The following is a 24,089-nucleotide window of genomic DNA, read 5'->3' as shown; positions in this document are numbered from 1 at the left end:
CCCTGATTTTACTATTTTCTGTTCCTGGTAGAATTGGGACAATGACCAGTAAGGAAACCGATTGGGAACAGCGCCTGCAAGCCCTGCTTCGCCCCGTCGAGATTGACCCGCAAAACCAGCCCCTGGCATTGCAAGTCGAGGACGGGTTACTGGTGCCATTGCGCCTGGATTCTAAAAACGCCTGGTCGACACGCCGCGCCCGGTGGCGGGATTTGACTTCCCGCTGGGTTTCCGTCACCGCCGGTTTGAACACCGGCCAGCTCACGGCTTTGCGTTCCTTGTTCGACCAGGCATCGAACCAAGGTTTAATCCAGGTAGACTCCCTGGATTCCACGGGACTCCAATGTTTACAAGACTGCTATCACAAAGGGGTCGAAATCTTTTCCGACCCGGCTCGCGACTTTGTTTATGTGCCCGATGACCTGGACGCAACCATGTTTTTGGATATTGCGGAAACCGGAGCAGGACTCGAAATTTCGGGCAAGCCCCTCGTGAAGCCGAACCCCAAACAACTCCCCACGCAACTGTCCGGTTTTCGGCTTGCCCCCGCGATTTCGGGTACTTTTCACGAGGCGCTAGCTGATATCCAAGCAAATCCCATAATCGTGTCTGCCCCGGAAATAGACCATTTCTGGGCGCAGTGGGAGCAGTGGACGGAAACCTTAGATTTAGTGGCGCTGCTGACCCCGGAAACCCGGCGGCTAGCCCAATCGCATCACTTCGGACCGGCCACGCTGCACGGGTTCTTGGCTGTGAATCCCGTAGAGCCGCGCCAACTGGAGTTTACCTGGACTTTGCAACGTAAATCCCCGGCCGGCAAGATTATCTCGCTGCCGGTGGACACCCATAATCCCAGTAAAACCGTCAGTCAGCTAATGGCTCGTTTGGGGGCGCAATTGGCCTGGCGCGAGGAATCCACCCGGAATTTTTTCAACCATGTTTTCCCGGTGTGGGAATTGAACCGACTGCGTGACCTAGCCGATGATATCAACGACACCGACTGTGTCCGGGTGGTGTTTTCGCCTCAGTTGGAGCACACCAAGATTTTTTCGGAAATCCCCGAGATGACCCTGAATCTTAGCAGTTTTGAATCGGGGGACTATCGCCTGGATTTAGAGTGGTGTCTGGGTTCAGAGCGGGTACAGAGCGCGGATTTCTTGGCGGCGTTGGGGCGTGCCGATCGCTGGTGGCAAAGCCCCGATGGTAACTGGGTTGATTTGTATTCCCCGCAAATGCGTGACTTGCAGGCTATTTTGCAGGAGTTCGAGGAACTGGGATTGCAGGATTTTCAACGGGGCTCGGGTTGGATTGTTGATATTTCCCAACTTGGTCTGGTTCAAGCTTTGACCAAGTTCGCAAAAACCCGCCAGTTGAGCCCCAGATGGCAGGAAAACGCGACGGCTTTGCTGCATCCCCAGCCGGTGGCGGTGCCCAGTCTGCCGGAAGGCCAGTGGCGTAACTACCAACAGGACGGTTTCCAGTGGCTTTATGCCCGGGCTGCCGCCGGTCTAGGCGGGATTTTGGCTGATGATATGGGCTTGGGCAAGACTTTACAGATGCTGGCGGTGGTGGCAGCGTGGCGACGCGACCATCCGGTTCCCGCCGTTCCGGATGCTGTTACGAACGCTGGAGTGGAAGCTGTGCCTGACACTGCTGGGGGCACTGTCGTGGACACTGTCTCGGATACTGTCTTGGATACTGTCTTGGATACGGCGAACTCCACAGGTGCCACTTGCCCCACTTTTGTGGTGGTGCCGGCCAGTTTATTGGCGACTTGGGAAGAACAGGCGCGTCACTGGTTTCCCCAGTTGCGCCTGTTGGTTCAATCCGTCAGTGTGGGCAAGCATCCGGCGGATTGGCAGTGTTTGCGTCAAAAACTTGACTCGGTGGACTTGGTGTTGACGACGTACACTTTGGCGCGCCTTGATATGGATTTCTGGGCGGAATGCCAGTTTTCGGGGCTGATTTTGGACGAGGCTCAGGCGGTGAAGAACCCGGCGACTTCGACGCATCGCGCCTTGACGCGGTTGCGGGCGCGGTGGGCTTTTGCTTTGAGTGGAACTCCTTTGGAAAACCGGGAGCGGGATTTATGGTCGATTTTTGCTTTGACGGTGCCGCGGCTCTTGCCGCCGTTAGCTGCCTTTGAACGGCATTTGCACCATGCGGCGCTTACCGAACGTTCGGCCGCCCGCCATGCTTTGAGTGCCCGGGTTTCGCCGTTCTTGTTGCGTCGCACCAAGGAATCCGTGGCGAGCGAGATTCCGGCCAAAACGGAACAGGTGATTCACCTTGACCTGGAATCGCACCAGGCTGAGCTTTACCAGAAATACCTGGTGGCGGCGCGTTTAGAGGCTGAAGGTTTGCGAGCGAAGCGGCTTAATGTGCTCACGGCTTTGACCCGTTTGCGCCAGCTTTCCTTGAGCGCGAGGCTGATTAATCCTGCGGTGCCCGAGGATGGGGCGAAGATTGACTATCTGGTGGACGCGCTTCCCGACTTGGCGGCGCAAGACCACAATATTTTGGTGTTTTCCCAGTTCACCAGTTTCTTGGCTTTGCTGCGGGCTCGGCTGGAAGACCAAGGTATCACCTATGCTTATTTGGATGGATCGACGCGTAACCGACGTGACCAGGTGGATTGTTTCCAGCGAGGTTCGGCGCGGGTTTTTCTGATTTCTTTGAAATCTGGGGGTTTTGGTTTGAATCTAACGGCGGCGGATTATGTGTTTTTGTGTGACCCATGGTGGAATCCTCAGGTGGAGTCCCAGGCGATTGACCGGGCGCATCGTATCGGCCAGACTCGCCCGGTGAATGTGTACCGGTTGGTGGCTAAGAATACGATTGAGCAGCGGGTTTTAGCGATGCAGGCTCAAAAGCGCGAACTGTTCGACCAGGTGCTGCGTGGTTCGGAAAATCGCGAGGTTACTCCCCAGATTACTTTGGAACAGTTGCGGGCGTTGTTGGATTAGTTTCCGGTGGGTGGTAATTATTCGGGTTCATGAGGTGCAAGCCTGAAACTTGCGCAAATTTACGAAAAATCCTGTCTTAGTTTCGGAAAAATGGGACAATTAATTCATGGAAGCAGACATTATAGATGCAAGGAATTACTTTAAACGCGCGGCAGTTCGGGCAAAAACCTTGGTTCGGGGTGACCCGCTGGTGGGTTCGGGATTGATTGTGATTGCGGTTTATTCCGGAAACGCCGAGGTATCCGAGGTGATGCGCGGCAGTGCCAAGACGATTTCGCGGATTATGCCTAATGGCACTCTTTCCGCTGAATCTGCCACTGATCCCGCTACGATTGGAATGAAGCTGGCCAGTGGCTATGTTTTGGTTAAGGCCAGCGCTACCGGAAAAGACGACGTGGATGAAAACGCGTTTTTCTTGGCTCCAGCGGCTGCCATGGTAGAGATTTGGCAGTTTGAAGAGGCCGGTTAAGCTAGTTTCGGTTTGATTTTTAAGCCCGCTAAACTGTAAATTGGTCTAGGCGTTTTTCGCACACGCGAGGGTGGCGGAATGGTAGACGCGCTAGCTTGAGGTGCTAGTGACTAATTAAACGGTCGTGAGGGTTCAAGTCCCTTTCCTCGCACCAAGCCCGGAAAATCCGGGCTTTTTTATTATCCGAGGGGAAGGTAACGTGCCGGGTTCCAATTTTGTTGAAGGTATTGCGACTTCGGTGTCTCAAACCGCTCAACCTGGCGGTATTGGGGCACATGAGCCATTTCCGGTGCGCGGTGAACAAGTAATCTTGGACATGCCGCGTCCTGGCGATGCCCAAGAAATTGTGTCGGCCTGCCAGGATTCCGATATTCAACGCTTCACCATGGTTCCGTTTTCTTTCGGTTTGCCCCAAGCACAGCATTTCCTTTCGGTGATGCACCAGAAACTGTGGGACGAAGGCGGGGCTAACTGGCTGATACGGGCTTTCTTGGGTCAGGGGAATCTTCGCTTCGTGGGTACTGTCGCGTTGCGACCTACTGGCGAAAAAAAGGCTGATGTAGGCTATTGGATTGCCCCGGAGTCTCGTGGGCAAGGCCTGATGACGCGGGCTTTAGCGCTGGCGGTGCGCACTGCCTTTGACAATCTTGGTTTTGAATGTGTCACCTGGCAAGCCAATCCCGAGAACCTCGCTTCGCATAGAGTGGCGTGGAAAGTCGGTTTTACTTTCAGTGGTGTCGCCCGGGGAGTGGGCGTGAATAACCGTGGTCAACGTGAAGACCGGTTGATAGCCAGTTTCGTTAAAGGGGATACTTTACTGCAGCCCCGCGGCAGCTGGGAGGATGTCAAGATTTTGGGGCAGCATCCCAATCCCCGCGATCCCGAGGCCTTGGTACGTCAGTTCCACCAGGTTTATAACCTGCCGGTAGTGACCACCGGGGCGGATATTAGCGGCGAGAGAATGCACATGCGTCTGGCGCTTATCTTAGAGGAGACCACGGAGTTGGTACGAGCTCTCTACGGGAAAGCGGCGGCAAAGCGTTTACAGACTGCGACCCAAGGTCTTGTGGAGTTCGATGAACATGCCCGGGACACGATAGAAGTAGCCGATGCCTTGGCGGACTTGACTTATGTGGTTTACGGCATGGCCTTGGAAGCTGGAATCAATTTGCCAGCGGTTTTAGCCGAGGTACAGGCCTCTAATTTGTCTAAACTGGACGAAAATGGGCAACCCATTTATCGTGAAGATGGGAAAGTTATGAAGGGGCCGGGATTTTTCCCCCCAAATATAGCGCGGGCTTTAACGAAAAACCTCGCTCCAACTATGTAGAATAAACAGGGACAGAGCTGAACTTAATTCACTAAAAACAAGGAGATAATGTGGTTCGTGTCACAGTTGTCGGCGGTGGCTATGGCGGCATCACAGTTGCTGGCGGCTTAGACGATGTAGCCGAGGTTACTTTGGTGGAACAAAAAGACCAGTTCGTTCATCACGCGGCCGCCTTACGTGCCGTTGTTGATGATATTTGGGCGCATACGATTTTCATGCCCTATTCGCGCCTTTTAAAAAACGGTCAGGTGATTCAAGACAAGGCCACCAAGGTGGAAGGAACCACGGTTCATCTAGCGACTCATGAACCCGTAACTGCCGACTACCTGGTGCTTGCCACGGGATCAACCTATCCTTACCCAGCCAAGCAGGATCAGCCCAACGCGGCCGACGCAAAAGCGCGCCTGGAAGAAACCCGGGATAACCTCAGCCGGGCGCGTCGGGTTTTACTGGTGGGAGCGGGAACCGTAGGCATCGAGTTTGCGGGGGAGCTGACCTCGAATTTCCCGGATGTCGAGGTAGTCATGGTGGATCGTGCCCCGCATATTCTGGGCTCCAACGAGTATGCTCCGCAACTGCGGGATGTGCTGACCCAGGAACTCGAGGAATCCGGGGTGCGCTTGGTTTTGGGGTCCCCCCTGTCTTTCGTGCCTCCCACTGAACCCGGGGTTTACCAGCCTTTCCACGTGGAAACCCAGGACGGGGTGGGGATTGATGCGGATATTTGGTTCCTTTGTTATGGGGCGCAAACCGCCTCGGGATATCTGCAATCCACACATGCTGACCGTTTGAATGAAGAAGGCCAGCTGGCGGTTGATGAATACCTGCGGGTAAAGGGCAGCGAGAATGTCTATGCGGTGGGTGATTTGACTGATGTGCCGGAGTCGAAACGCGCCGATGCGGCGCGGGCTCACGCTCGAGTTGTGGTGGCAAACATTAAGGCCGCGATTGCCGGCAAGGCTCCTAGCACGGTTTATACACCCGGAAAAATGTGGGTGGTGTTGCCCCTGGGTATGGAAGGCGGGGCTTCCCAGTTGACTGGAGAGGACGGCGAGCCTCGGATTGTTGGTCCGGAAGAAACCGCCGAAATCAAGGGGAATGACTTGATGGTGACGATGGTGCGCGGCCAGTTGCACTTGCCCTGAGGACTGGGCGGGGACGTTGCCCGGGTTAAAACCGGGTAAAAATGGCAGTAAACTTGTTCTTCGGGATTCCTTTTGGCGTCATTGAGCTGCGCAATCAGCTTTATGGGGTAAAATCGTGTTCATGAATGATGACCCTCGCCGTGACCTTGATGCTTTGATTTATGCCCTCGAGCGCCACTTGGAAGTGGCATTGTCCCTGGACAACGAGGATGACGACTCGGATGTTCTGATTGACGCAGAAAACCGGTTGCGCGATGCCTTCTTTACTTACGACGACACTTTGTTTACCCAAACCGGGGTCGAATTGCCTTTCGACATCCTCGATGACGAGGACGAGGATGAGGGCGATAACGACGCGGGCGACAGCGAGGATGACGATTTTGACTCGGATTATCATCGTCGTGACGACGACGATGACTCGCATTACCTAGACGGGGAAGACTTCGACGACTTCGACCTTACAGAGGATTAATCGGGTCGGTTACTTCGTCCAAGGCACTGGACACCTGGCGGGGCAGCTTTGTGTCCAATCCACGCAATACTTGGTGCAACTGCTCGGCGGTGCGTGCCCCCACAATCGCGCTAGACAAACCGGGGCGTGACAGCACCCAGGCCAGCGACACCGCTAGAGTCGACTCGCCCAAGCCCGAAGCGGCAGTGGCCACGGACTCTACCACCCGACGCTTTTCACTGGTCAGATAGGGCTTCACGAAACCTTGCAGATGCAAGGAGGCTCCGCGAGAATCTGGGGGAGTGGAGCTGCGGTATTTCCCGCTTAATACCCCTCGTCCTAAAGCTGACCATCCCAAAACCCCGATTCCCAGGGTGCTGGTGGCCGGTAAAATCTCTACCTCGATTTGCCGGTTCAACAGGGAATACTCGTTGGTTACCGCTGCTAAACCGGGTGTAGCCGCGCTGATTCCCGCCAGCCCCCCACCGAAAGTATTCCCCAGTCGTGCCGCCGCATAGGCTATCTGCCAGGCGTTATGGTTGGACAGTCCCACGAAACGTGCTTTGCCTGACTGCCAGGCCGCGACTAAAGTGGACAAAACCGCGTCAAAATTCGTGTGTTCATCGGGAACCTGCAGCATCCACAAATCCACGTAGTCAGTGCCCAGTTCCCGCAAGCTGGCTTCTAAACTGCCCAGCATAGCCGAACGGGATGCTTCCACGAAGCTGTGATTGTCTCGGCGCAGCACTCCGGATTTAGAGACGATTACCAAGTCATCGCGGCTTGCCACGCGGCTGTCCCCTCGTGAAATTAAAGCTCCCAACACTTGCTGGGCTTGTCCCTCGCCGTAAGTGGGGGAGGTATCGATGACATTGCCCCCGGCTTCCAAGAAAGCCTTTAACTGGGCGGCGCATTCATCATCTAGGGTGTCGCGCCCCCACGTTAAAGTTCCCAATCCCAAGGCGGAAACCCGCAAACCAGTGTTGCCTAAACGTCGCATTTCCATGCCTCCACGCTATCCCACCAAGACTGCGAATCCAGGAATTCAACGCCCAAGAAGCGTAAATTCCCCAAAGGGCTCGAAGCGTTTAAGATTGAAGCCATGGAACAACCAAGGATAAATTTACCTACCCCGGGCGGCCAGGCGCGCCGTCGCGGGGTGTTTCGTGCGGGTGAATGGGTGCAATTGACCGATGAAAAGGGGCGAATGCACACGGAGCTGCTCGAAGCGAAGGGTTATTTCCAGTGCCACCAGGGGGCTTTCCCTCACAGCAAGGTCATCGGAATGCCGGAAGGCAGTGTTATTCCCGCCGACAAGGGCGAGCACCGTTTTACCGCGTTGCGCCCGTTGCTGGTGGATTACCATCTGTCGATGCCGCGTGGTGCCCAGATTCTCTATCCCAAAGATGCCGCGCAAATCATAATGGAGGGCGATATTTTCCCGGGTGCCACCGTGGTTGAGGCCGGGGCTGGTTCCGGGGCGATGTCTATGAGTTTGCTGGCGGCGGTGGGACCGGCTGGCCGGCTGATTTCTTTCGAACAACGCGAGGATTTCGCCCAGATTGCCAGGGCAAATGTGGAAATGTGGTTTTCCGGGAATGTGCCCCAGTGGGATTTGCGCCTGGACGATTTGAGTGCCGGCCTGGTCGAGTTGCCGGATAAATCCGTGGATCGGGTGGTTTTGGATATGTTGTTACCCTGGGAACACCTGGCCGAGATCCACCGAGTTTTAGTGCCCGGTGGGGTGCTGACCTGCTATATTACCACCGCCACTCAATTGGCACGTCTGGGGCAAGATTTGCGGAATTTCGGGGGCTTCACGGCTTTGAGTTCTTGGGAGTCCTTGGTTCGTCCGTGGCATGTGGATGGGCTTGCGGTGCGTCCGGATCATCGGATGGTGGCTCATACCGGGTTTATTTTCACGGCGCGACGCTTGGCGGATGGGGTAACCAGTATTCGTCGCGGCGAGCAGCCGGTGGGGTCGCTGGATTCGCGTGATGCCTTGTGGGAGGACGAATCTTTGGAATACGAGGGGTCACGTCCGATTTCCCCGCGTAAATTGCGGCGGGTGTTGCGCGATACCCAGGCTAAGGCGGCTTTGATGGGGCTTACTGACGGGATGGCTGATAGCGTGCCGGATAGTGCGCCGGATAGTGCGCTGAATTCCGGGGAGGCTACGGTTGAGCCGGTGGGCGAGTCGGTTGTTGCTTTGGATAGCGCGTCGGGATTCGAGGCGGATTGTGGTTAATCACCGGGTGGTTGGGCTAGAGACCGAATATGGGGTGACGTTGAATCCGCAAGTGTCCTCGCGTCAGCGGGTTTCGGCCGAGGCCTTGTCGGTGGCGACGGCTCAGGCGGTGCGTTCGTGGCAGGCGAGTTTGCGTCCTGATGGACGCGCGGTTGCTTGGGATTGGGCGGGTGAGGATCCGTTGGCAGATATGCGCGGGGGTCACTTGGATCGTGCCAGCGCGCATCCTTCTTTACTGACTGATAATCCCGAGGTTTTTGCTCCTAGTGGGGATAATCCCGGGGCGGGGGTAACTGGCGGGGGCGCGGATTCTGTGGCGATGTCGGATGCGGTTGCTGCCTTTGGGGATTCGGCTTCATTAGGTGCCATCGTGAAACCCGGCGAGTTAGGAAATCTGGCCTCGCCGATGCTCACCAATGTGGTGCTAAGTAACGGGGGGCGTTTTTATGTTGATCATGCGCATCCTGAATACGCCACCCCGGAAGTTTTGACCAGTGTCGAGGCGGTTACTTGGGATGCGGCAGGGGAAAACATTGCCCGTTTTGCTATGACAAAAGCTTTAGATAGTGGCGTTGACCTGGTTCTTTATAAAAACAACACCGATTCCAAAGGTTCGGCTTATGGGACGCATGAAAACTATTTGGTGCCGCGCCAAATTCCGTTTGATAAAATAAAGGGTTCTTTGGTACCGTTTTTGGTCACCCGTCCGGTAATTTGTGGTGCCGGCCGGGTGGGTTTGGGACAGCACAGCGAAAATCCTGGTTTCCAGATTTCGCAACGTGCTGATTTTGTGGCGGATTTGGTTGGCCTGCAAACTACGTTTAACCGTCCGATAGTAAATACTCGCGATGAACCTCACGCCAGCACCTCATGGCGTCGCCTCCACGTGATTAACGGTGACGGAAACCGCTTCCAAGGTTCCATTCTGGCGAAGGTCGCCTCGACTCGAGCCTGGTTGGCTGCCATAGAGCTGGCCGATAAACTCGGCGTGAGCTTCCCTGCTGCCGGCATGTACTTTACCTGTGACCCAGTAGAGGCAGTGTGGCAAGTTTCGCGTGACTTTGATTTTTCCACCCGCCTGGCTTGTGCGGATGGACGTGAGCGCAGTGCGCTCGACTGGCAATATGAAGCTGCGTCGCGGTGTGCGGAATTCTTAGCCAGCGCCGATACGTCTTTGCTGACTGCTGGTGCTCGGCAAGATGCCCAAATCTGGGTGGACACTACGGAAATGTTACGTGCTGGCACTGCTGGTGCTCGGGTGGAGTGGGTGGCAAAGCACGAGCTGTTTTCGCGGCTCGCGGCGCGGCTGCCAGGGGGATGGGAGAATCCCAAGCTGGCGGCTTTGGACATTCGCTGGGCGGATTTGCGTCCCGGGTGTTCCCCGGTGGATAAACTTGGGACACGAATGGAGGTAATCGTTCCCGCCAACCGAGTGGCCGCTGCAGCCTTGCAAGCCCCGTCGGGAACTCGTGCTGCCGAGCGCGGGAAAGCTGTCAGCGAAAATCCTAACCTGGTGGCGGCCTCGTGGAATACCCTGGTAGTGGAAACCGGCCAGGAACAATTGCGTCGCCTGTCATTGGGCGACCCGATTGCCTCGGCACTGTACATACCGGAACTGTGAGTGCCTTTCTTGTTTCGAGGATACGGAGGAAAATATGGACAATAAGTCACACTCTACCCAGCCCCAGCAGCTTCAGCCTGAAGTTTCTACGCTACCGCCAGATGCCGGGTCTGCTGGGGACACTGCCCCGAGTGCGTCCTCGCCAGATTTGGATGATTTGCTTGACGATATCGAGGATATGGTTGCGGATGATGCCCAGAATTTCGTCCAGGGATTCGTGCAAAAAGGCGGGGAGTAATCCGTGACTAAGTTAACATATTTGGATTCTTTGCCACCGCGAATTTTGGGGATAGAAACCGAATACGGCGTATTAGCTGCTGGACAAGATGGAAGGCGGGTGGTGGATGCGGACACGGTGGGACGAGAGCTTTTTGCGCCGATTCACCAACGCTACCAGGCTAGTTCTGTGTTTTTGGAAAACGGGGGGCGGCTCTATCTAGATGTGGGTTCCCACCCGGAATACGCTACGGCGGAATGCCTGGATTTGCAAGATATTTTGGCTCAAGATCGTGCCGGAGCTGAAATTTTGCGGGATATGGCTGTCTCGGCCAGCCAGCGACTAACCGACCAAACCGGCATTCCCACCCAAGTGCACCTGTTGAAGAATAATCTGGACTCAGTGGGGAATTCTTGTGGGTGTCACGAGAACTATTTGCTATATCGTACGAGTCAGTTCCGTGCGTTGGCCGATGCCTTGGTCACTTTTTTGGTTACTCGCCAGATTTTTTTGGGTGCGGGGGCACTGTTGCGCATCCAGGGCGAGACCAAGTTTTGCCTGTCGCAACGCGCTTTTCAGATTGACGATACCGTGTCGGCGGCCACTACCACTACCCGCCCCCTCGTGAATACGCGCGATGAACCACACGGGGATGCGAAACTGTACCGGCGATTGCATGTGATTGTGGGGGATTCCAATGTTTTGGAATCCCCCACCCGCGCGAAAATTGCGATGATGAATCTTTTGTTGGGTGCCCTGGAGGCTGGTGGCGATTTTTCTGATATAGCATTAAATAATCCGATTGGAGCTTTACAGGAAATCACCCAAAACCTGCCACACCAAGGAAAACCCCTCGAACTAGTCTCGGGGAAACAGTTCACCGCCTTGGAGTTGCAAGCCGAGTTCTGTTCGCGGCTGTCGCGCATATACAGTGAGGCAACGCTGCCCGCCGGATATCGCGAGGTACTTCATGAGTGGCAAGCCTGGATTAAAGCGCTTGCTGCGGGCGATTACCTGGCTTTAAACGGGGTTTTAGACTGGCCAACAAAGTTGACTTTGCTGGAAAAGCTGCGCTCGCGCCAAGGTTTGACCTGGGGTGATTCAAAGTTAGCGCGCCTGGATTTGGCTTATCACGATTTAGTGGCGGGACTAAATTTGGAATCCCGGGGATTAGCACAACGCCTCACCGCAACTCATGAAGTCGAAACCGCCAAAACCACCCCACCCCAAAACACCCGCGCCACCCTGCGTGGCCAATTCATCCGTTGCGCCCAAGATCACAACCTGCAGTTTCAAGCAGATTGGACCAAGCTGCGCCTGCGTGGAAAAGCTGGCGGCGACATCACCCTTTCCAACCCGTTTGTTACCGAATCGGAATCAGTAGCTAAGCTATTGAGAGCAATGGAGACACTTTGAGCGAGAGCACCCCGGCCCCGAAGCGTTCACACCGCGCCGCCGGCTCGGTGGACGCTATACCGCGCCCACGCTCGCAGCGGGATTTATCGAGTTCTCCACGGCGACGTGCCCGTCTGAACCGACTGCAACAAGATATCTACGAGGCAGTGTCTTCCGCTACCCCTAACCACCCCGCCGAAACCGCCCCGGCGGACATGTCGGCAGTCAGTGCGGGGGCAACGGATTTGCTGACCCGTTGGCTAAATGAAAACGGGTTCCAAAATCTGGCTGAACTCCAAATGATGACCAACCAGGCGGATTCGGAACGTCAGCGGCGTTTGCAACCGGATTGGCCCCAGACACGGCGGGAAAAGCGCCAGGCTGCAGCCGTGAAACCTGCGGTTTTGCCACAGGCTATCCCGGATTCCAGCGCAGCTGCGAGTCCGGTTCAAAGCGTGGATGTAGCCCCCGAAGTTTTCACGGCGGAGCCTCTAGAAGAAACCCCCGACCTGACCCCGGATATCACCGCATCCGCCCGGCTTGCCCTTGATACCGCTGTTGAATCCAGTGTGACAGCGCTGGCCACCCCGGTTGCTTCCACTGCAGCGGCGTTGCGAGCCGCGCCCACCACGCGCCTGGAACGCCGTTCTCCCTCGCCCCGCGACCGCGACCGTGACCGCGAAGCTGCGCGTCCGCAAGCCCTGAACAGACATCGCCGCAACAATCGCGCTCATGCTCCCGAGACCGGTGGTATCCGCTTGCCCCAACCGCGTCCCTTGGCGAAAAGTTGGAAGCTTCCGGTGCTGCTAACCTTGGGGGTACTGCTGTTTTTGCTGATAGCGGCGGGAATACCGTATATCTGGGTTCAAACTCGCGGTTTGGCCGCGCACCCCGAAAAAGTCAAAGTTGAAGTACTGGGTGCGGTGGGAGCCCAGCCGATTTTGAACCTGAAACATCCGCTGCCTTTGGAACAGGCCTCTTCCGAAGTGGTACAGCCCGGGACAGGAGCCCTTCTCGAAGACGGTAAAACTGCGGCTATACGCATCACGGTGTTTTCTGGCACCGACGGGAAACTGCTGTCTACCGGCGGGGATAATTCAGTGTTGGTGGGCAAATTTTCCCCCGAAGTATTTGGCACCGAAGTGTATAACATGCTGCGTTCCGCGCGGGAAGGCTCACGCTACCTGTTGAAACACCCCGTACAGTCAGCGGGAATCAAAGGAAGCGCCCACATGGAAATCGGGGTCATTGACGTGTTAGAGACCTCTTTGCGCCAGGCTATGACGACTTTGCCGCCTGAGAGCGGGTTAAAATTGGTGGATAACAATGGCATTCCGACCCCCGAGATAACCCGGGATTTTTCCGGTGATTTCCGGGTAGATACGTTGGCTTCCGGACAAGGAGCTTTGGTTTCTGCCGGCCAAAGTGTGCTGGTGAAATACCTCGAGTATTCCTATTCCAACCCGCCGGTTTTGTTGAAAAATCACTGGTCTGACCCGGTGAAACTGAAATTGGATGATTCTATTCAACTTGGGGCCATCCGGGGTATTATCGACCAACGAGTCGGCTCGCGGCTGGTGATTCAGGTTCCCCCCGCCCAGGGATCTGGCAATCAAGCCACGATTTTAGTGGTGGATATTCTGGCGAGCTGGGAACCAGTTCACCCCAAAGCGAGCCGCGCCCTCTAATAAGCCGTTTAACCAGGCAATTTGCGTCCTTTACCTGGCTTTGCAAACATCCCGATTTGGTGAAAGTTGATGATGTCGAGAAAATATAGACACAGGAAGGGATTTACCCAATGTTGTCTTACCCAGAGATTTATAGACAAACGCAAACCGAGGTTGCGTTGCGTGAGGCTACCCTTCCCTTGGAAGCTTTGCGGGAACTGACGCACTTGGCTCCCAGTCCCCAAAATGGTGCCGCCGTGTTGCATTCTCATCCCGGTTTCGTGGCGGTTATGGGCGAAATCAAACGTCAAACCCCGACGGCAGGATTCTTGGATCCAATCGAGGATCCGGCGGCTTTGGCTCGGGAATATGTGGCGGGTGGAGCCGTGGCGGTGTCGGTGGTAACGGAAACTCCGAATTATCTGGGTACCCTTGATGACTTTAAGGCGGTGCGTCGCGCGGTGGAGGTGCCCTTGTTGCGTAAGGAATACGTGGTCACCCCCTACCAGATTCATGAGTCGCGAGTCTTGGGTGCGGACATGGTGCTGCTGATGGTGGCCTTGTTGGAGCCACTGGTATTGGGTCTTTTGGTGGAACGCACCCAATCCTTGGGAATGGAACCTTTGGTTGAATGTCATTCCCGGCTCGAAGCACGCCAGGCGATTGCGGCGGGGGCACGCATCATTGGGTTGAATGCCCGTAACCGGGAAACTGGCGAGGTGGATCGCAATAATTGCGAACAAATTATTGATGTGATCCCCCCTGATGTGACGGTAGTAGCGGAATCCGGGGTGCGCGGACCGCGTGATGTTTTCAACTATGCCCGGGTGGGTGCGGATGCGGTTTTGGTGGGCGAATCATTAGTTCGTTCTTCTGATCCCCGGGCTTTGCTTAAACAGATGACTTCCGCTGCCCAACACCCGGCGTTGCGCCCTGACCGAGCCTCTCGCTATCGTCACCATCTGTCTGACACCGACGAAGGGGATACGCCATGAGTTTTACCTTGATTTCAGTATTTTCTGCGCTTATGGAACCGGGCTTGGCGTGGCCGGTATCCATTCCTTCGCCGCCTTCCCCGGTTTTTTTGTCGCTTGGGTCGCTGACAGTTCGCTGGTATGCCGTGTGGATTCTGACTGGGATGGTCGTGGCGATTATCTGGTCTGCTAAACGCTGGGAGAGCCGGGGCGGTAACCCGGATTTGCTGTGGGACGTGGGGGTTTATGTCTGTGTTTTCGGGATTTTGGGGGCACGCGCGATGGCGGTGGCTTCCTATCCTCACCAGTATTTTGGTCCGGGGATTCCCTGGTGGCAGCCTTTTGCGATTTGGCAGGGTGGCTTGGCTATTTACGGGGGTTTAATCGCTGGACTCTTGACCATGATTGTGATGCTACGTCGTCGTCGCTTACCGGTGGGGGTTTTTATCGACGCGGTGGCGCCCACGGTTTTGGTGGCACAGTCTTTGGGGCGATTGGGTAACTATTTCAATCAAGAAGTCTATGGTTCAGCGACTACTTTGCCGTGGGGCTTGCGGATAGCCGATGCTAATCTGCCATCCGGAGTGGCCAGCGGTACCCTGTTTCACCCAACTTTTCTATATGAAATCTTGTGGAATTTGATTGGGGTTGGGGTGATTTTGGGCTACGAGCACTATCGGAAGCAGGCCGGGAAACTCTATGCCTGGGAGCTGGCCGCCCTGTATTTCTTGTTCTATTCTGCGGGTCGTTTTGCTCTGGAATTCGTGCGCATTGATTTCCAATACACCGTTTTGGGGATTCGTTGGTTCCAAATTGTGGCTGGGGCGGGGGTTCTTTTTGGCCTGATACTGTTGAATGTGGCACGGCGGTGGCGCCAGCCTAGCCAGCTGCCTCGGCTGGCACCTCATGAAGCCGAAACTAAATCCGAGACCAAGGTGAGCGAAATAACCAAACCGGAAAACCGGTAGGAATGGCAGCTTATGGCAATATGCCGTAATTCCTCGGCCGCCTTGAGCACGAGTTGTTGCTTGGTGCCTCGTTTACATGACTTGTCTGTCGACTGGCCGACGATTTTACTTTCATCGTGTTATAGATTATGATATTCTTTTTATAGTGACCCCGGATGCTTCGAGAGTTTGCAAGGAAGAGTGACCTCGGGCACGGGCACCAAACCAGCGTGTTTTTCCGCTGGCGGCCGAAAGCCGGATTAGAAACTTTGGTGTTTCCACGCCGCGTCTAATGACGTGTTTGGGAAAACGCCACAGCGTCAAGCGGGGTTCCCCGGTTTGCGCGGAAGGTTACAGGCGCAATCTCTGTGCCAGCCTTCCACTTGATAGCAGGAGAGAATAGGAGAAATTAAAATGAATAACAACACTTGGTCGCTTTTCGACAAGAACTTTCACCGTGAAGCCAAGAACATCGTGAACTTGGGTGATCTTACCGAAGTGGCACGTCCTTGGTTCGCTGATTTTGCCAACGATCCCAAGGTGCAATCTGCCCTACAGGACTTGAACCGTCCGGGGGCACGCCAACGTCGGGCTCTGGATTTTCTGGGGTTGGATTTGGTTCCCGCGATGTAGGTGGCCAGCGCCACCACAAACCTGTATCAGGAGTTCGGGAAAACAAAGACGGGGTGAAGTTCAATGAACTTCACCCCGATATGGTACCCCGGGTGAGATTCGAACTCCAAAAAACGGTTTTTTACGTTCGTTGCTATTACTGTGAAAAGTCGAGTTTTCGTTGGTATTTATAGTAAAAGTCGCGTTTTAATGTTACTGCCGTTTTACGGCAAATAACGCCGTTTTACATTGGCTTATGTCCTGGGTATGTCCTTGAAAAATCGGGACTTTCAACTGGCAAGGAGCGGAAAAATGACAGGCAAGATTAGAAAAAGTGGCTTCGGAAACGTAGACAAACGCCCCTCCGGCAGCTTTCGCGCGCGATACGCTAACCCACGATACGGGCTAGACGACAGGGAACCGCAATACATTAGCAGGACTTTCGACCGTAAAACCGACGCACAATCCTGAGATAAACCAAGCCGTCGCTTATGCGCTCATCAACCAAGACGAATACGCCTTTTGGGAGCGTGAATACGGCGGGCACGCGGGTGGTATCGCCAAAGCCCTAGGCCAGCCCATGTGGCTGGTTGAGGCGTTCCAACACACCTACCGAACCCGCCTCGGCCTACTGGGAGCAAGCAGCTAAACCGGGTTAATAACCGAATTATGTGTCTTATTTTTGGGTTTTTGGTTGGTATAGCAACGTAAAGTCGGGGTTGGTTAGCTTTTTTAGCTTAAATCGAAACCATGCTTGACATTCCCCAGAAACGTGCTAGGGGTTGCGGTGTGCTTGGTGTATGCCAAGAAAACCAAGTAACAGAAAGTGTTTGACCTGCGGAAAAACCGGTGTAAAGAAGAACGGTACCACTACTAGCGGAGCCATCCGATGGCGATGCAACAATTGCGGTGCATCGTGGAGTAACATTCGAGATGATATTTCCCACGCTGCTCTGTTTGACAAGTTCGTAAACTGGCTGGTTAACAAGCAAACGCTAGCTGATTTAAAGATTGCTTACACCACTTGGGTGAGGAAAACCGAGTGGTGTTGGCGGGTTGAACCGGTGATTCCGGTGACGGGTGAGATATATGACTATATCCAAATCGACGGCACCTACCTGCCTTACGGGTGGTGCCTGCTTGTGGCGCAAACACAAGGAAAAGTCCTAGCTATACAGTGGTGCCAAAGGGAAAACGCCGCAGCATATAAGGCTTTGTTGCAGCAGCTGCCGCCCCCGTTACTAGTGCTTACCGATGGGAACGCGGGGGCTCTGCGTGCTATTAGCGAGGTCTGGCCGGATACTGTGGTGCAACGCTGCCTAGTACACGTCAAACGCAATATTTGCGTTCAAACCACCCGCACTCCCAAGCTCGATGCACACAAAACCCTGTGGGGACTAGCACAAAACCTAGTGAAAATCACGACCCTCGACCAGGCCGATGAATGGATAGGCCAACTCCAGGAATTCCACAATATTTATGGGAAATGGCTCGGGGAGAAAACCTACCGCAGCGAGGTTCTCCCCGATAACGTACCCACTTGGGTTAGACCAAACCAGGAGTGGTGGTACACCACCAAAACGCCCGTAAAGCCTACAATCTCCTCGCCACTCAGACCCGTAAAGGCACCCTGTTCGCCTTCCTAAACCCTAGCCTGCAAGCCCAAGCCACCTCGCCGCTGCCATCGACTACGAACGCGCTGGAAGGCGGCATAAACGCCCAAATCAAAGCACTAATCCGCAGCCACCGGGGTCTGTCCGAAAACCACATGAGACGCGCCGTCGAGTGGTGGTGCTACCTACACAGCGGAAACCCCGTTACCCCCCACCTACTCATCAAACCTGAACACCTAAAACCCCAGGCCAAACCACAAACCAGAGAACCTGAACCCGGACCCGCACTATGGGATGTCGGCATCGACCTCACCCAAACCGACTACCACCCAGATATCTCCATCCGCAAAGGAACCATACGATAACGACACGCCCGGGAAAAGACACATAATTTGGTTATTAACCCCAATCCTGAGATAAACCAAGCCGTCGCTTATGCGCTCATCAACCAAGACGAATACGCCTTTTGGGAGCGTGAATACGGCGGGCACGCGGGTGGTATCGCCAAAGCCCTAGGCCAGCCCATGTGGCTGGTTGAGGCGTTCCAACACACCTACCGAACCCGCCTCGGCCTACTGGGAGCAAGCAGCTAAACCTCCCACCTGCGCGGCGTGGTAAAAAGACTTCCGCCCCCGTCACCTTCGGAAATCCAAAGAACAGGGGCGGAAGTGTTAAGTTATGAACACGCGCAAAACAAGGTTGCGCCTTTTCCTGGGGTGATGACCGCAAGTCATGCCCAGGTAAGAGGGTGGTGGGGTCTTTCACCCAAATCCCCTTACATGTTTAAGCATACGTTTCAGTGCTGTTTTTTGTCAAGACTTGTTTTGGAAAGTCAGGATATTCACTTTCCCGCGTTGCACGTCATCGAAACTATCCAACTCAAGGGCGCGGCGCAGACGCGCCGCCACCCGCGCCTTCGGCGTACCCCCACCATCAAGACTGGTTTTACGACGCTCGAAGTTGATTGAACTAGCCACCACATCGGCCAATTGAACCAAGTCAGTCGCTCGCGAATCCACGTCATAGGCTTCCAGAACACCCCGTGTCTTGAGCCGCCTGTTAGTCTCTGTTTTCACTAGTTGCGCTACTGTCTGCCCTGCGGGGGTTTGCACCAAATCCAGAAAAACATTCACCAGCTCTCCACGGTTAACATTGCCAACCACTAGCCGGGTCGCCATCTCGGCTTGCTGCTGCCACGTTTCCATGCCAGAGTTGAAAGACCCGTGGGAATCATAAACTGACCCGCCCACGCGAACATTCTCGGCGGCGAGGGTTTCCACCAGGTCAAAATAGAACTCTAGGTTGCGTTTACTGATTTGGGCGAAGTGGATTTCTCGATAGAAACCGTGGCGTTGACGAACTGCACGGACTTTACGGGAAAGAAACGCAGGGTCGCGCACCTTGACGAAGCCAATCACGAAGAAGCCGCCGCGTGAGTTTCGAGAACCTGATTCGTCAATGTAGATTGAGGAAACTTCGATGTTTCGGGGGAGCTGGAAATATTTGTCAAGGTGGCTCATGGTGGTTATCCTATCAGTCGCCCCGCGAAAGCAAGGCGACTGTCTGGCAACGGACTGGTAGCCAGCACGTTGTGCCCCGAGTCTAGCATGAAGACGGCCGATACAGCAACGGCTCTGTAAGCCCTAATAAGCCACAGGAAACTTAGGAAACATCCTCGAAATACAGTTCCGGGGCACGTTCGCGCAGCTGTGCAACTTTGTTTTCTATAGCGTGAGTTTTTGGCTTGTTTTTGGGTATAGCGATGGTACCCCGGGTGAGATTCGAACTCACAACAAGCCGGGTTTGAGCCGACCGCCTCTACCAATTGGGCTACCAGGGCATCTCTTGCACGAAAACGTGTTTCAAGACGACATTTATACTAAAGTATAAGACAGGAAATTACAAAACAACGTGTCAAAGGGGTTGCAAACTTATGGGGAGTAGTGCTGTAACAGCCAGTCAGGACAAGGAAAATCGTCGCGTCATCGTGGCCGAAGACGAAGCCTTGATTAGGCTCGACGTGGTGGAAACACTCACGGAACATGGCTTCGAGGTGGTGGGAGAGGCCGCCGACGGCGAGGAAGCCGTGAAACTGGCTTTGGAACTGGAACCTGATTTGATGGTGATGGATATCAAGATGCCGCGTCTGGATGGGATTAGCGCGGCCGATAAAATCATGAAGGAAGTGCCTTGCGCGATAGTGATGCTCACGGCTTTTTCCGACAAGGAACTGATTGAGCGGGCTAAGGATGCCGGGACGATGGCTTACCTGGTCAAGCCCTTCCAAGCTAAGGATTTGATTCCGGCGGCGGAAGTTGCCTTGTCGCGCCACCAGGAAATGCTGACTCTAGAGGATTCCATCGCTGACTTACAAGATCGCTTGACGACTCGCAAACAGGTGGATCGCGCCAAGGGCTTGTTGATGGAAAAAATGGATTTGTCCGAGCCCGAGGCTTTCCGCTGGATTCAAAAGACTTCGATGGATCGTCGTTTGTCGATGCGCGAGGTCGCTGACGCGGTTATCGAACAGTTGGGGAGCGCCTAAGCCGCCTCTAAGTCGCTTCTTGGCCTCTTGTTGGCCGCCTGGTATCCGCTTTTTCGGGGGCTTTTTCGGGGTTAGTCCGGCGCCCGACCCGGTGGTTTAGTCGCCCGGGTTTTCCTTTGCTCGGTTGGTTCCCGGTGTCGTTGTGGCGGCGGGTGGTTTTTTTCGCCCGGCTTCATGAGGCGCCATCCGGGTTTTTGGCCACCAGTTGACAGCTGACCGACCCGAAGGATATCAGTTTCCCGCTGGTTTCGGATACGACCTGAAAGGCATAGACGGCGGTGCGTCGCCCTAAGTGTTGGGCTTGTGCCGTGCAGCGCACGGTGCCGGATTGTGCCGGTCGCACGTGGGTTATCGTCAGGTTTGCTCCGACTGCGGCCATGCCATGCGTCGCCGCCCAGGCTCCGGCGGCGACCGAAGCGGTGTGTTCGGCCAGCAACGCCGTGGCACCCCCGTGCAGCAGCCCGTAGGGTTGACGGTTTCCCACCACCGGCATGGTGGCTTCGGCGGACTCGGCGGTGGTGGCGCGAATTTCGATGCCGAGTTTTGTCCCGGCTTCTCCGGCCTTTGCGGTTTCCCGGGTCTCTCCGGCCTTTGCGGTTGTGGTTTCCCCAATATTTCCCACTGTCGGTTTCGTGTTCATGCGTTCCTGGTAACCTTACTTAATATGAGTGATTTGCGTTTGTTGGTTTTGGATGGGCATTCCTTGGCGTTTCGGGCTTTCTATTCCCGACCGCCCGAGAATTTCCGCACCACCACCGGTGTCTATACGAATGCGGTGCATGGTTTCATGTCCATGCTACTGGCTATGTTGCGCCGCGAGAAACCCACTCATATCGGGGCGGCTTTTGACCTGTCCCGGCATTCTTTCCGCACGGATATTTACCCGGATTACAAGGGAGGTCGCGCCGAGACGCCCCCGGAGTTCCTTGGCCAGATAGAGAATATCCAGCGTTTGTTGGATGCACTGGGTATCAAGTGGTTGACGATGGAGAATGTCGAAGCGGATGATATTTTGGCGACTTTGGCGTCCCAGGGCAAGGCGCAGGGGATGCAGGTGTTGGTTTCTTCGGGGGATCGGGATACGTTCCAGTTGATTGACGAAAGCACTACCGTGTTGTATCCGGGGCACAACGCCGCCCAAACCACCCGGATGACCCCGCAGGCGGTGAAGGATAAGTATGGGGTGTGGCCGGCGCAGTACCCGGAGGTTGCGGCTTTGGTGGGGGAAAAGGCGGATAATCTGCCGGGGGTGCCTTTGGTGGGGGAAAAGAGCGCGGCGGCGTGGATTAACCAGTATGGCGGCTTGGAGGGGATTTTGGCGCACCGAGGTGAGCTAAAAGGCAAGCGTGGGGAAAATTTGCGTGCCCACGTGGATGATGTCTTGCGTAATCGCGAGTTGAATCGTTTGCGTACTGATTTGCATTTGCCATTGCAGCTGGATGATTTGCGTTGGCGGGGGATGGATGTGTCGGCGGTGGATGCGGTTTGTGCCGAGCTAGAGTTCAAAGAGATGCGCCGCCAGTTCCTGGCGTTTTTCGGGGTTTCGGGGGGCGCGTCGGGGTCGATGCCCGGTTTTGCTTCGCCCGGGTTTTCGGGTGGTGTCGGGGTTGATTCTGTGGATACGGGTGCGGTTGATATGTCGGCTTCACGAGGTGCCAGCCGCGATTCATTGGCCGAGCCGCAACCCGAGGCTTCTTTGGATTTCGGGTCTCGGCATGGTTTTGGGATCGAGCCGCATCCGGTGATTCACCGCTTGGAATCCGATTTCCAGGCGGGGGAATTGCGGGAGTGGCTGGGTTTGGGACAAGCACCTCATGAATCCGAGATTGCCGTATGGGCGGTGGGAAACATCGGGGTGAACGCGCCGAGCATCGACTGGTTGTTCCTCGCGAAGCACGTGGCAATCCCCGAGGGTACCACGGGCGAAACCGCAGCCAAATCCCCCACGAATCCCAGCGAGGTTGCTTCGGGTGACAGTGAGGCTAACCCTAGAGAGGTAACGGGCGAGCTGACAGCGAAACCAGGCAATGGTGCCTCGGGGGGCGGGACGGCGGCAAGCCTCGCCCTGTTCCGGGAGGAAGCCGTATTGGTTACGCCCTCGACGCTGCGCCCGGAATCCGAGAATGTTTTGCGGGATTTTTTTGCCGCTGAAAACCGCACGGTGGTGGTGTATAACGCAAAGGCTTTGCGTCATGCTTTGCGTGCCTATGGTTGGGAGTTGTCCGGCACGGTTCGGGATGTGAATTTGTTGGATTACTTGGCGGATCCGGATGCGTCGCGTCTAAAGTTCGCGGCGGTGACCGAGCGTTTGTTGGGCTGGGGGATTGATGAAAAGCCTTCGGATATCGGGAAAATCAGTGAACAGATGGCTTTCGATTTGGGGTGGGGCAATGCGACGGATGCCGCCGGAGCTGCAGCGGTGACGGCATCCACGGGCTCGAAGGACATTTCGGGGGGGATACCGTTGCCGTCGCTGCCGGAAACTTTGGTGAACCAGGCGAAGTATGCGTTGAGTTTGTTGGATATGTTGCCGATTCTTACGGAACAGGTTGAGTACCGACGGGTGGGGTCTTTGCTGGATATGGAGCTGCCGTTGTCGCGCTTGTTGGAGCGGATGGAGGACACGGGTATTGCTGTGGATGAGGGTCTTTTGCAGCGTTTTGACCAGGAGCTTTCGAGCGAGGTCAAACGCACCGAGACAGCGGCTTTCGAGGCAATCGGCCGTGAGGTAAATTTGTCTTCGCCCAAACAGTTGCAAGACGTGTTGTTCAACCAGTTGGGCTTGCCGCCGACGCGCAAAACCAAGACGGGCTACACTACGGATGCCAAAGCGCTCGAGGAGTTAGCGCTTTATAACCCGCATCCTTTCCTCCAGGCTTTGCTGTATTTCCGCGATCGCAGTAAGTTGTTACAGGTTGTGCGTAATCTTGGGGATCGTATTGCCCCGGATGGCCGGATTCACACGACTTTTGGCCAGACGGTGGCGGCGACGGGGCGTTTGTCTTCGCTTGATCCGAATCTGCAAAATATTCCGGCGCGCACGGATGATGGGGCGCGAATTCGCGAGACTTTCATTGCCCAGATGCCGTTTGTGTCTTTGATGACGGCGGATTATTCCCAGATAGAGATGCGTATTATGGCGCATTTGTCGGGGGACGAGGGTTTGATTGCGGCGTTTAAGTCGGGCGAGGATTTGCATCGTTCGGTGGCGGCTTTGGTGTTTGGGGTGGCGCCAGAGGCGGTGACTGCAACCCAACGGACTCATGTAAAGGCCACGTCTTATGGTTTGGCTTATGGGCTGAGTGCTTTTGGTTTGGCTGGCCAGTTGCGCATTTCACAGGGCGAGGCGAAGCACTTGATGGAGACGTATTTTTCGCGTTTCGGGGCGGTGCGCGATTACTTGGAGCACATTGTGTCCGAGGCGCGTCGGGTGGGTTACACCGAAACTATGTGGGGGCGGCGGCGGTATTTGCCGGGGTTGCGGGCCACTAATCGAGTGGTGGCTGAGAATGCGCGGCGTGCCGCGTTGAATGCGCCGATTCAGGGTTCGGCGGCGGATTTGATGAAGCAGGCCATGTTAAAGGTTGACGCGGCGATGGCGGCGGCGGGGTTAGGTTCCCGGATATTGTTACAGATTCACGACGAGCTGGTGTTTGAGGTGGCTCCCGGCGAGGTTGACGCGTTGCGGCGGGTGGTGACCGAGGCGATGACTAGCGTGGTCGAGTTGCGTGTCCCGTTGGAGGTCTCGGTGGGGGTGGGTGCGAATTGGCGTGCCGCCGCGCATTAGATTTCGGGTTCATGAGGGGCTTGCCGGGGTTTTGGGCGTAAAAACGTGGTGGCTCACTGCCTCTTTAGAGGGGCAGTGAGCCACCGGATTTTGGAGCTGATG

20 protein-coding genes, 2 tRNA genes and 1 pseudogene are annotated in these 24,089 nt (G+C 55.4%); 18 read left to right on the top strand and 5 right to left on the bottom strand.

Annotated features, from left to right (window positions below; genetic code table 11):
- The first annotated feature begins 41 nt into the window (after window positions 1–41).
- The 6 genes from F4555_RS04730 (at window position 42) to F4555_RS04705 (ending at window position 6,382) form a co-directional block, all read left to right on the top strand.
- Entirely contained in the window at window positions 42–2,966 is a 2,925-nt protein-coding gene (locus F4555_RS04730) for a DEAD/DEAH box helicase (RefSeq protein ID WP_115326027.1), read from the top strand.
- Window positions 2,967–3,072: 106 nt separating this feature from the next.
- Window positions 3,073–3,435: a hypothetical protein gene (locus F4555_RS04725; RefSeq protein WP_004012321.1), complete on the top strand. Its 363-nt coding sequence runs from the start codon at window positions 3,073–3,075 to the stop codon at window positions 3,433–3,435.
- A 64-nt stretch (window positions 3,436–3,499) separates the two neighbouring features.
- Window positions 3,500–3,589: transfer RNA gene (locus F4555_RS04720), tRNA-Leu, on the top strand.
- 45 nt (window positions 3,590–3,634) lie between these two features.
- On the top strand, window positions 3,635–4,765 hold the full coding sequence (locus F4555_RS04715) for a bifunctional GNAT family N-acetyltransferase/nucleoside triphosphate pyrophosphohydrolase family protein (protein WP_004018005.1): 1,131 nt from the start codon (window positions 3,635–3,637) through the stop codon (window positions 4,763–4,765).
- Window positions 4,766–4,815: 50 nt separating this feature from the next.
- The gene (locus tag F4555_RS04710) at window positions 4,816–5,910 is read left to right on the top strand and encodes an FAD-dependent oxidoreductase (protein WP_004012323.1); all 1,095 of its coding nucleotides are present in this window, start codon (window positions 4,816–4,818) and stop codon (window positions 5,908–5,910) included.
- A 121-nt stretch (window positions 5,911–6,031) separates the two neighbouring features.
- Entirely contained in the window at window positions 6,032–6,382 is a 351-nt protein-coding gene (locus F4555_RS04705; protein ID WP_004012324.1) for a hypothetical protein, read from the top strand.
- Here F4555_RS04705 and F4555_RS04700 read toward each other — a convergent pair.
- Window positions 6,369–7,367, bottom strand: a complete 999-nt coding sequence (locus F4555_RS04700; protein WP_004014193.1) for an aldo/keto reductase — start codon at window positions 7,365–7,367, stop codon at window positions 6,369–6,371. The two genes, F4555_RS04705 and F4555_RS04700, sit on opposite strands and share 14 nt — an antisense overlap.
- A 96-nt stretch (window positions 7,368–7,463) precedes the next feature.
- Between F4555_RS04700 and F4555_RS04695 the strand changes: the two genes are divergently transcribed.
- The 10 genes and pseudogenes from F4555_RS04695 to F4555_RS04650 all read left to right on the top strand — a co-directional run bounded on the left by F4555_RS04695 (window position 7,464) and on the right by F4555_RS04650 (window position 18,248).
- Window positions 7,464–8,609: a tRNA (adenine-N1)-methyltransferase gene (locus F4555_RS04695; protein WP_115326028.1), complete on the top strand. Its 1,146-nt coding sequence runs from the start codon at window positions 7,464–7,466 to the stop codon at window positions 8,607–8,609.
- Entirely contained in the window at window positions 8,602–10,230 is a 1,629-nt protein-coding gene (locus tag F4555_RS04690; protein WP_004012327.1) for a proteasome accessory factor PafA2 family protein, read from the top strand. The genes F4555_RS04695 and F4555_RS04690 overlap by 8 nt, the downstream gene beginning before the upstream one ends.
- 34 nt (window positions 10,231–10,264) lie before the next feature.
- On the top strand, window positions 10,265–10,468 hold the full coding sequence (locus F4555_RS04685) for a ubiquitin-like protein Pup (RefSeq protein ID WP_004012328.1): 204 nt from the start codon (window positions 10,265–10,267) through the stop codon (window positions 10,466–10,468).
- Window positions 10,469–10,471: 3 nt separating this feature from the next.
- Complete coding sequence (locus F4555_RS04680) at window positions 10,472–11,863, top strand: proteasome accessory factor PafA2 family protein (RefSeq protein WP_004016778.1); 1,392 nt, start codon at window positions 10,472–10,474, stop codon at window positions 11,861–11,863.
- A complete protein-coding gene (locus F4555_RS04675; protein WP_004014190.1) occupies window positions 11,860–13,530 on the top strand; it encodes a hypothetical protein in 1,671 nt (556 codons plus the stop codon). Before F4555_RS04680 ends, F4555_RS04675 begins: the two co-directional genes overlap by 4 nt.
- 110 nt (window positions 13,531–13,640) lie before the next feature.
- On the top strand, window positions 13,641–14,504 hold the full coding sequence (locus F4555_RS04670; protein WP_004012331.1) for an indole-3-glycerol phosphate synthase TrpC: 864 nt from the start codon (window positions 13,641–13,643) through the stop codon (window positions 14,502–14,504).
- Entirely contained in the window at window positions 14,501–15,451 is a 951-nt protein-coding gene (lgt, locus tag F4555_RS04665) for a prolipoprotein diacylglyceryl transferase (RefSeq protein ID WP_004012332.1), read from the top strand. The genes F4555_RS04670 and lgt overlap by 4 nt, the downstream gene beginning before the upstream one ends.
- A gap of 393 nt (window positions 15,452–15,844) precedes the next feature.
- Window positions 15,845–16,063 (top strand): hypothetical protein, encoded by a 219-nt coding sequence (locus F4555_RS04660; protein WP_115326029.1) that lies wholly within the window; start codon window positions 15,845–15,847, stop codon window positions 16,061–16,063.
- 779 nt (window positions 16,064–16,842) lie between these two features.
- A pseudogene (locus F4555_RS04655) lies at window positions 16,843–18,020 on the top strand (IS1249 family transposase).
- A 27-nt stretch (window positions 18,021–18,047) separates the two neighbouring features.
- Complete coding sequence (locus F4555_RS04650) at window positions 18,048–18,248, top strand: hypothetical protein (RefSeq protein ID WP_115326030.1); 201 nt, start codon at window positions 18,048–18,050, stop codon at window positions 18,246–18,248.
- A gap of 219 nt (window positions 18,249–18,467) precedes the next feature.
- On the opposite strand, the gene F4555_RS04645 is transcribed toward F4555_RS04650, so the two are convergent.
- From F4555_RS04645 to F4555_RS04640, 3 genes are all read right to left on the bottom strand, one after another.
- Window positions 18,468–19,175, bottom strand: a complete 708-nt coding sequence (locus F4555_RS04645) for a DUF3800 domain-containing protein (RefSeq protein WP_004012335.1) — start codon at window positions 19,173–19,175, stop codon at window positions 18,468–18,470.
- 142 nt (window positions 19,176–19,317) lie between these two features.
- Window positions 19,318–19,446, bottom strand: a complete 129-nt coding sequence (locus F4555_RS11130) for a hypothetical protein (RefSeq protein ID WP_258556404.1) — start codon at window positions 19,444–19,446, stop codon at window positions 19,318–19,320.
- Window positions 19,419–19,495 (bottom strand) — tRNA-Leu (locus F4555_RS04640). Before F4555_RS04640 ends, F4555_RS11130 begins: the two co-directional genes overlap by 28 nt.
- A gap of 93 nt (window positions 19,496–19,588) precedes the next feature.
- On the opposite strand from F4555_RS04640, the gene F4555_RS04635 reads away from it, so the two are divergent.
- On the top strand, window positions 19,589–20,200 hold the full coding sequence (locus F4555_RS04635) for an ANTAR domain-containing response regulator (protein ID WP_004012337.1): 612 nt from the start codon (window positions 19,589–19,591) through the stop codon (window positions 20,198–20,200).
- A 172-nt stretch (window positions 20,201–20,372) separates the two neighbouring features.
- Here F4555_RS04635 and F4555_RS04630 read toward each other — a convergent pair whose 3' ends face one another.
- Window positions 20,373–20,840 carry a hotdog fold thioesterase gene (locus F4555_RS04630; RefSeq protein WP_115326031.1) on the bottom strand — a complete coding sequence of 156 codons (468 nt, stop codon included), beginning with the start codon at window positions 20,838–20,840 and terminating at the stop codon, window positions 20,373–20,375.
- A 24-nt stretch (window positions 20,841–20,864) separates the two neighbouring features.
- Between F4555_RS04630 and polA the strand changes: the two genes are divergently transcribed.
- Complete coding sequence (polA, locus tag F4555_RS04625) at window positions 20,865–23,987, top strand: DNA polymerase I (protein WP_115326032.1); 3,123 nt, start codon at window positions 20,865–20,867, stop codon at window positions 23,985–23,987.
- Window positions 23,988–24,089: the final 102 nt, after the last annotated feature.

The sequence above is a fragment of the Mobiluncus mulieris genome (assembly GCF_014204735.1).
GTDB classification, from domain to species: domain Bacteria; phylum Actinomycetota; class Actinomycetes; order Actinomycetales; family Actinomycetaceae; genus Mobiluncus; species Mobiluncus mulieris.
The sequence above is the reverse complement of the archived record's forward strand: the minus strand, read 5'-3'. Positions and strand labels throughout refer to the sequence as shown.